Source organism: Caulobacter sp. GW821-FHT11E11 (genome assembly GCF_058808315.1).
The window spans coordinates 193,215-204,698 of the sequence record NZ_JBXARO010000005.1 but is presented as its reverse complement, the minus strand read 5'-3'; the positions used below and the strand labels follow the sequence as shown (position 1 = coordinate 204,698).

Sequence of the window (11,484 nt, the reverse complement as noted above, 5' to 3'; positions counted from 1 at the left end):
AAGCAGCGAATAACTTGTTAACGATGATTATCGATTAGCGGCCAAGTTGTCGCAGGCTCAGAAACGCCTCGGCCACCCGGTCCGCGCCCTTGCCGTCGCACACCGTCGCGCTCGCCGTTGAAAGCTCGGCGCGGCGGTCGGAACTGGCCAACAACCCCTCAACCTCGCGGACAAACGCCGCCTCGAAGTCCGCCGCGGCGACGTCCAGGCACGGCGTCACGCCGGCCGCCTCCAACGCCCGCGCGGCGGCGATCTGGTTGTCGGCTAGGATCAGGGTCAGGGCGGGCAGGGCCAGGACGCAGCGCTCCCAGGTCGTCGAGCCGCCGGCCCCGATGGCCAGATCCGCGTCGACCACCAGCTGCGGCATGTGCTGGGTGTCGATGTGCAGCTCCAGGCGCGGATCGTCAGCGGCGAGGGCCCACAGGTCCGGCAGGCTGGGCGCGCCGCCGCCCAGGACGAGGTCCAGCCTGGCCTCGCCCAGGATCGGCTGCAGCAGGCGCGTCACACGGCCGGTGATGCCGCCCACGTCCGTCAGGCCCAGCGAGACCAAGACCCGTTCGACGGGTCCACGCTCCGCGCGGCGAGCCAGGGCGTCGTCGCGCAGATCGGCGAAGGCCGGGCGGACCGGGGCGTAGTTCGGGCCCAGCAGCAGCTTGGCGTCCGGCGGGACGAGGCCGGCATAGTCCTCGGCCTTCCGCGCCGGACCCGCGTCCAGCACCAGATCCGCCGCCAGCGGCCGGTCGGCCAGATCGTCGATGACCAGGGTCGTGCGGCCCTTGGCGGTCGCGCGGTGGTCGTCGGCGGAGAGGGCGTAGCTGTCGAAGACCAGGGCGTCGAAGCCCTCGTCGTCGTGGACGCGGGCCATGTCAGGGCCGAAGGCGTCCATCACATGGGCGACGTCCGGCGTCACCCAGAACGCGCAGGCCGCGCCGCGCGCCTCAAGCGCGCGCGCCAGGGTCAGGGACCGCATCACATGGCCGCCGCCAACGCTGGGCCCGGCCGCGCAGACGAACAGGATCCGCGTCATACCCGCGGATCGCCGCCGTAGTCGGCCAGGTCCGGGCGGCTCTTCACGAAGGCGCGCACATCGTCCGAGGTGAAGGCGCGGTTCTTTTCGTAGAGCGCGTCATAGACCGCCGCCACGAAGGCGTAGTCGTCGGGCCGGTCGACGGTCCAGCGCACCGCGCCCTGGTCGGGGAAGCACGGCAGCCAGGCGCACTCAAACCGGCCGGATCGGTAGAGGTCCCAGGTGACGTGCTCGCGCGCCTCTTGCGTCGTCGCCTCGGCGGCGGCTTGGCGCAGGGCGGCGGCGGTCATGACCTCGACGTCGGTGCCCTTGGGGTGAGCGTGGCCCTCGGGGGTGTTGCTGACATAGTCGGCGTTCCTGGACAGGCACAGCGCGATGGTGGCGTCGATCAGGTCCGGATCGGCCAGCGGGCAGTCGGCGGTCAGGCGCACGACGTGGTCGGCCGGATGGGCGTCCAGCGCGCCGATGAACCGCTGCTGGACATTGTCCAGCGAGCCTCGGAACACGGCGATCCCTTCGCGGCGCACGGCGGCCTCGATGGCGTCGTCCTCGGGACGGTCGGACGTAGCCACGACCAGCTTGTCGATATGGCGCGAGCGGGCCACGCGCTCGATCTGCCGCACGATCATCGGCTGGCGCACGATCGGCATCAACACCTTGCCCGGCAACCGGGTGGAGCTCATGCGGGCCTGGAGGATGGCGAGGATCAGCGGCGGTCGCTTCGCATGGAGAGCCAGAAGACCAGGATCACCGCAGCGGCGAACACCAAGGTCATCAAGGCGAACTGAACGAGAGGGTCCATCTAGTCCTCCAACTGCCTCAAAATGTAGTGGAGAACGACTTGCAGGGCAACGACGATGGCCCCGACGATGACGACGCTGGGCAAGCCGAGGCGATCGGCCATGAGCGGTTGAAGGCCCGCTGAAATGAACAAGGCTACCGACAGGGCGTTGCAGGTTGTCGCGGCCGCCTTGCGCCGCTCGTTGCGGGCCGCTTTGCTGATTGGAACAGGCGCTCGGGGCTCAGCCATGCCGGGAACATAACGCGAACATTCGCGCGTCCGCAACGACAAAAATCAGGCTTTCGGCTTGACCGCCCGGGGCTTCCGGGGCTTCGGCGCGGGCGCCTCCGACACGGCCTCAACCTTCTTTACGCGAGGCTTGCGCGCCGGCTTCGGCGCCTCCTCGACCGGCGCTTCAACCACCGGCTCCGGGATCTCCACCCCGATGCGCGCCAGCACTTCCCGCGCCGCGCGGTCGGTCTCGTCGACCGGCTCATAGGTCCAGCCGTGGAACGCGCCGCCGTAAGGCCGGGCCGCGCCCATGCTTTCCAGTTCCTGGTGGAACAGGCGGAACTTCAGGCTGTGGCCGTCCAGCTTCAGCACGAACACCGGCTTGCCGGTCGAGGCGGCTTCGGTGGCCATGTTGGTCGAGTCCTCGGTGACGAGGATGTAGTCGGCCGCCGCCAGGAAGGCGAAATACGGGTTCGGCCCCTCGCCGTTCCAGACCATGCCCGGCAGATGGCGCAGGCGCGCGGCCATCAGGGCGCGGGCCGGGTCGGGCGTGCGCCGAGAGAAGGTCATCAGCAGGCTGCCGCCGTCCTGCTCCAGTGGGATCTGGATCGAGTGGGCGATCTGCGCCGCCCGCTCGCTGGGCAGGTCGAAGGCCTTGGACTTGCCGCCGACCAGCACCGCCACGCGCGGGTGGGGCAGGGGATCGATGAGGTCCTTGAACGCCGCGTACTCGGCCTCGAGCTTCTGGGGCGTCACGCGGTGCGGCGAGCCGGTGATCGGCAGCACGTTGTCGCCGGTCAGCCTGTCGTGCTTGGGCGGGATGACGAGGTCGAACATGTGGGCCGGGACGCGCGGATCCTGGATCTGCACCACATGGGTCTTGCCGCCCGACCAGCGCTTGGCGCGGATCGACAGCGGCAGGGTGGCGCGGCCGGCGGCGACCCAGACATCAGGCCACTCGGCGTCTTTGCCCGTCGGGATGCCGCTTTCGGGCGTCAGCCAGCGCTTGGGCAAGAGGTTCAGCCACCAGGGCAGGCGGCCGATACGGCCCGTCCAGCCCACGCGCTTGACCGTCACCTCGCAGGGGACCAGGCGCGCGAGCGCCTCCGACAGGCCCACCACCTGGGCCTCGATGCCGGCGCGGCCGTCGGAAACGGCCCACACCTTCAAGGGAAGGGGACGCTTGGGGGTTTCGGTCACGACGCGTGGTTCCCGCAAACGAAACGAGGCCGCTTTGCGTAAGCGGCCTCGTTCCATTGAACTCGCAATATGGCGTAGCTGCGGCGGCGAGCGCCTACAGCCACTCCACCTTGGTGATCTCGTACGCCTTGGTGCCGCCGGGGGTGTTGACCTCGACCACCTCGCCGACTTCCTTGCCGATCATCGCGCGCGACAGCGGCGACGAGACCGAGATGCGGCCCGACTTCACGTCGGCCTCATGCTCGCCCACGATCTGGTAGCGGGCCTCGTCCTCGGTGTCCTCGTCGATCACCGACACGGTCGCCCCGAACTTGATCTGCTTGCCCGACAGTTTCGACACGTCGATCACCTGGGCGCGGGCGATCTTGTCCTCGTGCTCGGCGATCTGGCCTTCGATCCAGCCCTGACGCTCCTTGGCGGCATGGTACTCGGCGTTCTCCGACAGGTCGCCGTGCGAACGCGCCTCGGCGATCGCCGCGATCACCGACGGACGTTCGATGGTCTTCAAACGCTTCAGTTCTTCGTCGAGGGTTTGATACCCCACGACGGTCATCGGCACTTTTTCCATTGCGGATTTTAGCTCGGACGCCTTGGGAGGAAAGACTTCGGTCGCGGGCGCTCACAACCGGGGGCTGGGAGGATAGGCGCCCCGTTCTGGATACGCAAGGGGTCGAGCCAGACCTTACGGCATCAGGCCCGGCGGCGAACCGGTTGCGGGACCTGGTCGCCCGGCAGCTCGAACTGGCCCACCAGGTCGGCCAGCAGGGCCGCGTCGCTGTTGAGGGTCTGGGTGGCGACCGAGGTCTGTTCGACCATGCCGGCATTCTCCTGCAGCACCTGGTCCATCTGGTTCACGGCGGTGTTCACCTGGGTCAGACCATGGGCCTGGCTTTGCGCGGAAGCGGCGATCTCGCTGACCAGGCCGTCGATCTCGGCGATCTGCGAGACGATCCGCTCCAGCGCCTCGCCGGTGCGCCCGACCAGGCCCACGCCTTCCTCGACCTGGTGGGTCGAGGTCGAGATCAGGGTCTTGATCTCCTTGGCCGCTTCCGCTGAACGCTGGGCCAGGGCCCGGACCTCCTGGGCGACGACGGCGAAGCCCTTGCCGCTGTCGCCGGCGCGGGCGGCCTCGACGCCGGCGTTGAGGGCCAGGAGGTTGGTCTGGAAGGCGATCTCGTCGATCACCGAGATGATGTTGGTGATCTGCTGCGAGGAGCCCTCGATGGCGGTCATGGCGGTGACGGCCTGCTGCACCACCTCGCCCGAGCGGCGGATGTCGTCGCGGGCGCGGGCCACCACGCCTGCGGCCTTCTTGGCCCCCGAGGCGGTCTGGGCGACCGTGGCGGTGATCTCCTCCATGGCCGCGGCGGTCTCTTCCAGGGTGGCGGCCTGGCGCTCGGTGCGGCGCGAGAGGCTGACCGAGGCGTCGGCGATCTGGTCCGAGCCGGCCCGCAGGCCGTCGACCCGGCCCTCGATCACCGACAGGGCGTCGGCCAGCTTGCCGGCGGCGGTGTTGTAGTCGCCGCGCAGGGGCTCGTAGGCCTCGGCGAAGCGCTGGTCGAGGCGCGCCGTCAGGTCGCCGCGCGCCAGGTGAGCCAGCGCTTGGCCAAGCGCGGCGATGGCCGCGTCGCGCTGGCCCTCGGCCCGCTCGCGAGCGGCGGTGTTGACCGCGCGGCTCTCTTCCTCGGAGCGGCGGGCGTCCTCGGCCGCGTCATTGGCGGCGCGGGCCTCGCCGACGGCGTCCTCGGCCTTGGCGCGGGCCCGGGAGGCGACGGCGAACATCGAGTTGACGCTGGCGGTGACGGCGATCAGGGCGCCGGCCTCGACGATCAGGATGACGGCGTGGACGATCACCCGACCCAGGCTGGCCGAGCCGGGGAACACGGCGCTGGGCAGCAGGTAGGACAGGCCCAGGTGGTGCACCGCGACAGTCGCGGCGGCGGCGGCGATGACGACCCAATCGCAATAGACCACCAGCAGGGCCAGGGCGGCGAAATAGGCCATGTGCATGTCGGCCTGCCAGCCGTGGCCGCCCAGGGCCGCGACCAGCAGCGAGACCTGCGCCATCAAGGCCACGCCGACCAGCGAGCGGCCGCCCGTGGTCTCGCCACCGAAGCGCCAGGCCAGGGTCGCGCCGGCCGCCGTCAGCGCCGAGGCGACGGCCAGGCCGGCGACGGCCTCGTGCACCGCCAGGCGGGCGACCAGCACCACCGGGATCATGGCCCAGGCCAGGACGATGATCAGCTTGCCGCCCAGTGTGCGTTGGGCGTCGAGGTTCGAGAACGAGAGCTTCATGGCGTGACGGGTTCCGAGATCGGGGCGCAGGCGCCGGCGAGGGCGGGATCGAGCAGGAGGAGCGCGCCGGCGTCGCGGGCGCGCTGCGAAAGATCGGTGGGATCACCGCGTAGAATGACAATGAACGACGCGCCGCCGGCCCCGGCGATGTCGCCGGCCGATCCGGCCGCGCCGATCACCTGGGCAGGGCTCCACCACGGCGGGAACACCGCCGCCACCCGTCCCGGCGTCCGGGGCTGGGCGTCGACCGCGACGGCCGCGAACAGGCTGAGAAAAACGCCGAGAGTGGCCAGGGCGACCGGGCCCGCGACGGCGGCGAAACGGCGCGTCGCTGGGGTCGGGGTCGTCAAGGCGCGGATCTCCTGCGCGCCCTCGAGACAAGGTGCGGGCGCACGAGATCCATGCCCCAAACGTGGTTTGCGAAGCCTTAAGATGGTCGCCTGGGCGACGCTTGGCCGCAGTGCGGCCCTAGGGCGCGACGGAGTCGTAGACCACGACCTTGGCCCACAGGTGCGCGCAGTCCTTGACGAATTTCAGGTGCAGCGGGTGGTCCTGGTACAGCTTCTGGTCCGCGATGCTGTTGAAGAACATCAGCTCGGAGACGTCGTAGCTGTTGTCGACGACCTCGCGCTTCTCGGTCGAGGCCGGGACGCCGATGTGCAGCTGCTGGACGACCTCGATGGCCTTCAAGGTCTCCAGGCCGGCGATCAGCGCGTCGCGATCAGTCTTCGAGCCAGGATTTTTCAGCCAGAAGAAGACGTGGTGGATCATCGGGGCGCTCGCGGGTTCGGCGGCGACCGCGGAGGTGGCCATCGCCGCCAGACTCGAAGACATCAGGCCGGCGGACATCAGGACGCGGCGATCGAGCATGGGAAGGATCCTTCGGCAAGGCGCCGGCGGCGCTCCTCAAGGGCTACCGTCGGCGCGCCGCGATCACAACTCTTGGAAGGTCGTAGGTCAGCCCTGCTTGGGCACGGTGTTGATCATCCACGGGATGCCGAACTTGTCGGTGAAGCTGCCGTAGCCGGGCGACCAGAAGGTGGCGGCGAAGTCCATGCCGACCTTGCCGCCTTCGGACAGGGCGTCGAACACCCGCTTGGCCTCGGCCGGGTCGTCGGTGTGGTAGGTGACGTCGAAGCCGTTCTTGGGCTTGTCGATGTTCGGCGCGAATTCGGGCGGCATGTCCGCGCCCATGATCGACTGGTCGCCGACGTCCAGCCAGGCGTGCATCAGCCAGTCCTTGTACTTGGGGTCGACCGGCATGTCGGCGGGGCCTTCGCCGAACGGGAAGGCGGCGGTGACCTTGCCGCCCAGCACCTGGGCGTAGAAGTCGAACGCGGCGCGGCACTCGCCCTGGAAGCTCAGGCTGGTGACGATCTTCATAGGCGTATCTCCCTTGGGTTTCCCTGACGTTAGTCGAGATCGGCGACATTTTCACACGCACGACCGCCCGAAGTTGTCAGCAGGCCCCTCGGACCTAGAGCTTGTACTCGAGGATCAGCCACCACTTGGTCCGCGAGGCCGGCGGGGAGAGCGTTCCGACCGGCACGGCGTTGGCGCGGTCGAAGTCGGCGTACTTCCACTGCATCGTCATCTTCGGCGTGATCGGCGCGATCCAGCTGAGGTTCCACTCGCGGCCCAGGTCCGCGCCGGTACGGTCGTCGTCGAAGTCGTGATAGCGGGCCATCAGCTCGCTCTTCTTCGGCAGCCAGCGATGCTTGGGCTTCACGGTGACGGTGATGTTGGCGTCCTGTAGGCCGTCGGTGAAGTTCTTGATGCCGCCGGCGCTGGCCCAGGCGTCGGCCCAGCCATTGACCCCGTGGGCCGCGCCGATCGCCGAGCCGAAGCCGCGCACGCCATCGCCTTCCAGGGCGTCATAGCCCAGGCGCACGGTGTAGATGCCGCGCGCGGCCGAGAGGTCGGCGCCGAAGAAGTCGAGTTCGAACGGGGCGGTGTTGCCGCGCCAGTCATTCTGACGCGCATAGGTGGCGCTGTAGGTCAGGGCGTAGGGGCCCAGCTTGTGCCTGCCCGAGACCCGCGCGCCCTTGCTGATCGAACTGCTGGCCGGGGCTTGGCGGAAGTCGAAGGCGTAGACTAAACCCTGCACCCGCACGGCGTCCGAGAAGGTCCAGCCGGCGTTCAGGAAGTGGCTGTCGCTGTCCCAGTCGGCGATCTGCGCCAAGGTGCGGTTGACCTTGGTCACATAGGCGTAGGTCGCCTTGAACCGGCCGCGCGAGACGTCCGCGCGGACGGCGTCGAAGGTCTGCTCGTCCATCCGCCAGGGCGCGGCCCCGACGAAGCGCTGGTCGTCCAGCTGGATGCGCTGGCGGCCGACGGTGAACTGGGCGGCCTTGCTGGGCGTCCAAGTCAACTGCAGACGGTTGAGCTCCGTGCCTTCCGGGTCATTGATCACCGGATAGCGGACCTTGTCGGCGCCGTTCAGCGGCGGGCCGCCGTTATTGGTGATCGCGAAGCGCTGCGGGCCCAACCAGTGGACGGTCTCGACGTCGACCAGGCCCTTCAACGTCTTGTACTCGGCGGTCTCCCAGCCGTAGCGGGCGCGCACGGTCAGGGCCTGGCCGTTTTCGGTCAGGGTCCGGGTCTTGGTCTGGTCCCAATGCTCATAGCGCGAGCGGACCTCCAGGATCGGATGGCCAGCCTTGAGGGCGTCAAGGGCCGTGGCGTCGGCGGCCGTGGCCTCCCCGATCGCGATCCCGAACAGGGCCGCGCAAGCGAGTAACGATGTCTTCATGGTCCGGGTATTGGGCCACAAAGGTTAAGCACATCGCCAAGAGAAACCTGGCGCCGGACTTCAGCAATACTTTGTCACAATCACGCGTAGTCGTACGGCCCGCCACGCTCGAGGGCGCGCTGGTAGGCGGGGCGGGCGTGGATCTTGTCGACGAACGCCTTCACGTGCGGACGCGAGGCGGCGCCGCCTCGGGCGATGCCGGCCTCCAGCGGGAAGCTCATCATGATGTCGGCGCCGGTCAGTTCGCTCCCGGCGAACCACGGCGACTTGGAGAGCTCGGCCTCCCAGTAGTCGATGTGCGACTTCAGCTGCGGGTCGACGAAGCCGGTCTGGGCCTTGCCGGCGATGGCCTTGACCAAGCCCTTCAGCAGGCCCGGCGCGCGAGCGGGCAGGGCGGTGAAGACCAGCTTCAGCAGCAGCGGCGTCATGGCCGAGCCCTCGGCATAGTGCAGCCAGTAGGTATGGCGCAGGCGTTCGGGTGTGCCGGGCGCGGGGATCAGTCGGCCCTGGCCGTAGGTCTCCAGGATGTACTCCACGATCGCGCCGGTCTCGGCGATGACCTTGTCGCCGTCGGTAATGACCGGCGACTTGCCCAGCGGATGGATGGCCTTCAGCTCGGGCGGGGCCAGCATGGTGGCGGCGTCGCGCTGGTAGCGCTTGATCTCGTAGGGCAGGCCCAGCTCCTCGAGCAGCCAGAGCACGCGCTGGCTGCGCGAATTGTTGAGGTGGTGGACCACGATCATTCGGACGTTCCCCAATATGGATATCTTGTCGCATGAACGATGATCACTCGTTCAAGGTTCGGCAAGGTTTACCGCGTTGACTTCCCGACTTAGTAGAGTCGGGGTTTGGGGATGACCGGAGCGTTTAAACGGCTGTCATTGGCTGGAAAGCTGATGACGGCGGGCGGCGCCGCGTTGGGCGCGCTGTTGATTGCCGGATCCCTGCTGATCACCTGGCAGAGCGGCAAGGCCATGCGTGGCCTGGCCGAGCGCTACGCCGCCACGGTGACCGCCCAGACCGGACAAGAGATCAAGAACGACCTCGATGACGCCGACGCGGTGGTCCGCGCCTCGGCCGGGCTGTTCGCGGCGTCCTACGCCTCCGGCCAGCGCGACCGCGCCCAGTATCTGGCGCAGCTGAAGCCGATCTCGAACGCGTCGAAGACCATGCTGGGCGGCTGGCTGATGTTCGCGCCCGGTACGCTGGGCGACGACGCAGCCTTCGCCAATCGCGCCGACCTGGGCTCGACGGCCCAGGGGCGCTTCATCGGCTATTGGGTGCGCAGCGGCGATACGCTGGCGGCCGAGCAAGGCGAGGACACCGAGTTCGGCGAGGACTTCTTCAAGACCAGCTACGACAGCGGCAAGCCGGCGATCCTGGAGCCTTATCGCGACAACATCACCGACGGCGGCCAGACCAAATATGTGCTCATGACCTCGATCACCTATCCGGTGATCGCCGACGGCAAGACGGTCGGCGTCATGGGCGCCGACCTGGCGCTCGACGACATCGCCGGCCGCCTGAACGCGCTGAAACCCTTCGACGGCGGCCGCGCCATGCTGGTCTCGCCCGGCGGCCTGTGGGTCTCGCACCCGGACGCGGCGCTGCGTATGAAGGCCTATGCCGATCCGGGCCTGGATGCGGTCAAGGCGGTGATCGCCGGCGGTGGTCCGACCGTGATCTCGGGCGTCAAGATCGGCGACAAGCGCGCCGAGCGCCTGGTCGCCCCGGTGGGTTTGGCTTCGGGCGCGACCTGGGCGGTGGTGGTCGACGTCACCGAGGAGGCCCTGCTGGCCCCGGCGCGCCAACTGGCCCTGGGCCTGGCGATCGGCGGTCTGGTGCTGCTGCTGGCGGCGCTGGGCGTGCTGGCCGTGACCTCGCGCAAGCTGATCGCTCGCCCGCTGCTGTCCCTGCGCGACACCGTGCGGGGGATGGCCGAGCACCGCTACGACCAGCCGGTCGCCGAGTTGGAACGCGCCGACGAGATCGGCTCGATCGCCCGCTCGCTGGAGACCCTGCGCGCCGAGCTGGCGCGGGCCCAGGCCCTGCGCGACCAGCAGGAAGCCCTGCGCGCCGCCGCCGACGCCGACCGCGATCGCGCCGCCGCCCTGAGCCTGTCCATCGACGAGCAGACCGCCGTGGTCCGCCAGGTGGGCGAGGCCCTGGCCGCCGTGGCCGAGGGCGACCTGTCCCGCCGTATCCCCGGCCCATTCGCCGACGTCTACGAGCCGCTGCGCGCCGACTTCAATACCGCTGTCCAGAGCCTGGAACAGGCCATCGGCGAGATCGCGGAAGCCGCCGACGCCATCGGCGCGGCCAGCGACACGCTCTCGCAATCCTCCACCGAACTGGCCCGCCGCACCGAGCGTCAGGCCCAGGGCCTGGAACGCGCCGCCGGCTCGCTGAACGGTGTCACCAGCGCCATGGGCGAGGTCGCCGGCGGCGCCGACGAGACCCGCCGCCTGGTCGCCTCGGCCCGCAGCGAAGCCGATCAGGGCGGGACCCTGGTCAGCGAATCCGCCCGCACCATGGGCGAGATCGACGCCTCCTCGCGCCAGATCGGCGACATCGTCGGCCTGATCGACGAGATCGCTTTCCAGACCAACCTGCTGGCGTTGAACGCCGGGGTGGAGGCCGCGCGGGCAGGCGAGGCTGGCCGTGGTTTCGCGGTGGTGGCGCAGGAAGTCCGGGCCTTGGCCCAGCGCTCGGCGGACTCGGCCAAGCAGATCAAGACTCTGATCGGTCAGTCCAACGTCCGCGTCGAGGCGGGTGTCGCGCAGGTCGAACGCACCGGTGCCGCGCTGCACGGCGTGGCCGGGCGGATGGCCGGCATCGACGCGGCGGCGACCCGGATCGCCTCGTCGGTGCGCGAGCAGGCCCAGGACCTGTCGGCGGTGAACGGCGAGGTGGCGGCGATCGAGCGGTTTACCCAGGAGAACCTGGCGATGGTCGAGAACGCCCGGGTGGCCGACCAAGCGCTGGCCGGGGAGGGCGCACGGCTGATGGAGCTGGTGGGGCGGTTCAGGTTGGGGCGTTCGGTGCGTAGGGCGGCGGCTTAGCGCCCCCTCCGTCTCGCTGCGTATCCGCAGCGATCCACCTCCCCCGCTTCGCATGGGAGGAGGAAGCTGTTCTTTCCTGCCCCGCTTGCGGGGGAGGTGGCGCGGCGCCGATAGGCGACGTGACGGAGGGGGCGCT

The 11,484-nt window shown here is 69.3% G+C and carries 11 protein-coding genes and 1 pseudogene; 1 reads left to right on the top strand and 11 read right to left on the bottom strand.

What is annotated here, in order from left to right:
* Positions 1-34: 34 nt before the first annotated feature.
* The 10 genes from pseG to AC1RR5_RS14160 form a co-directional block, all read right to left on the bottom strand.
* Entirely contained in the window at positions 35-1,027 is a 993-nt protein-coding gene (gene pseG / locus AC1RR5_RS14205) for a UDP-2,4-diacetamido-2,4,6-trideoxy-beta-L-altropyranose hydrolase (RefSeq protein WP_492922287.1), read from the bottom strand.
* Positions 1,024-1,737, bottom strand: coding sequence for a cytidylyltransferase domain-containing protein (locus AC1RR5_RS14200; protein ID WP_492922652.1), 714 nt, complete (start codon positions 1,735-1,737; stop codon positions 1,024-1,026). The genes pseG and AC1RR5_RS14200 overlap by 4 nt, the downstream gene beginning before the upstream one ends.
* 365 nt (positions 1,738-2,102) lie before the next feature.
* Complete coding sequence (locus AC1RR5_RS14195) at positions 2,103-3,239, bottom strand: mitochondrial fission ELM1 family protein (protein WP_492922286.1); 1,137 nt, start codon at positions 3,237-3,239, stop codon at positions 2,103-2,105.
* Between the two features lie 94 nt (positions 3,240-3,333).
* A complete protein-coding gene (gene greA / locus AC1RR5_RS14190; RefSeq protein ID WP_492922285.1) occupies positions 3,334-3,807 on the bottom strand; it encodes a transcription elongation factor GreA in 474 nt (157 codons plus the stop codon).
* 122 nt (positions 3,808-3,929) lie between these two features.
* Positions 3,930-5,534 (bottom strand): methyl-accepting chemotaxis protein, encoded by a 1,605-nt coding sequence (locus tag AC1RR5_RS14185; RefSeq protein WP_492922284.1) that lies wholly within the window; start codon positions 5,532-5,534, stop codon positions 3,930-3,932.
* The gene (locus tag AC1RR5_RS14180) at positions 5,531-5,884 is read right to left on the bottom strand and encodes a hypothetical protein (protein WP_492922283.1); all 354 of its coding nucleotides are present in this window, start codon (positions 5,882-5,884) and stop codon (positions 5,531-5,533) included. The genes AC1RR5_RS14185 and AC1RR5_RS14180 overlap by 4 nt, the downstream gene beginning before the upstream one ends.
* Positions 5,885-6,002: 118 nt before the next feature.
* Positions 6,003-6,404 carry a Dabb family protein gene (locus AC1RR5_RS14175; RefSeq protein WP_492922282.1) on the bottom strand — a complete coding sequence of 134 codons (402 nt, stop codon included), beginning with the start codon at positions 6,402-6,404 and terminating at the stop codon, positions 6,003-6,005.
* A gap of 87 nt (positions 6,405-6,491) precedes the next feature.
* Positions 6,492-6,917, bottom strand: a complete 426-nt coding sequence (locus AC1RR5_RS14170; RefSeq protein WP_492922281.1) for a VOC family protein — start codon at positions 6,915-6,917, stop codon at positions 6,492-6,494.
* A gap of 94 nt (positions 6,918-7,011) precedes the next feature.
* Positions 7,012-8,286, bottom strand: coding sequence for an alginate export family protein (locus tag AC1RR5_RS14165; RefSeq protein ID WP_492922280.1), 1,275 nt, complete (start codon positions 8,284-8,286; stop codon positions 7,012-7,014).
* Positions 8,287-8,366: 80 nt separating this feature from the next.
* On the bottom strand, positions 8,367-9,029 hold the full coding sequence (locus AC1RR5_RS14160; protein ID WP_492922279.1) for a glutathione S-transferase family protein: 663 nt from the start codon (positions 9,027-9,029) through the stop codon (positions 8,367-8,369).
* 105 nt (positions 9,030-9,134) lie between these two features.
* Here AC1RR5_RS14160 and AC1RR5_RS14155 point away from each other — a divergent pair, with 105 nt between their 5' ends.
* Entirely contained in the window at positions 9,135-11,348 is a 2,214-nt protein-coding gene (locus AC1RR5_RS14155) for a methyl-accepting chemotaxis protein (RefSeq protein WP_492922278.1), read from the top strand.
* On the opposite strand, the pseudogene AC1RR5_RS14150 reads toward AC1RR5_RS14155, so the two are convergent.
* Positions 11,311-11,481: pseudogene (locus tag AC1RR5_RS14150) on the bottom strand (hypothetical protein); the annotation flags it as partial. The gene AC1RR5_RS14155 and the pseudogene AC1RR5_RS14150 sit on opposite strands and share 38 nt — an antisense overlap.
* Positions 11,482-11,484: the final 3 nt, after the last annotated feature.

Bases quoted from the DNA above. Each gene is read 5' to 3' on its own strand.
- pseG (WP_492922287.1), bottom strand. From the start codon at position 1,027: ATGACGCGGATCCTGTTCGTCTGCGCGGCCGGGCCCAGCGTTGGCGGC.
- greA (WP_492922285.1), bottom strand. From the start codon at position 3,807: ATGGAAAAAGTGCCGATGACCGTCGTGGGGTATCAAACCCTCGACGAA.
- AC1RR5_RS14185 (WP_492922284.1), bottom strand. From the start codon at position 5,534: ATGAAGCTCTCGTTCTCGAACCTCGACGCCCAACGCACACTGGGCGGC.
- AC1RR5_RS14175 (WP_492922282.1), bottom strand. From the start codon at position 6,404: ATGCTCGATCGCCGCGTCCTGATGTCCGCCGGCCTGATGTCTTCGAGT.
- AC1RR5_RS14170 (WP_492922281.1), bottom strand. From the start codon at position 6,917: ATGAAGATCGTCACCAGCCTGAGCTTCCAGGGCGAGTGCCGCGCCGCG.
- AC1RR5_RS14165 (WP_492922280.1), bottom strand. From the start codon at position 8,286: ATGAAGACATCGTTACTCGCTTGCGCGGCCCTGTTCGGGATCGCGATC.
- AC1RR5_RS14160 (WP_492922279.1), bottom strand. From the start codon at position 9,029: ATGATCGTGGTCCACCACCTCAACAATTCGCGCAGCCAGCGCGTGCTC.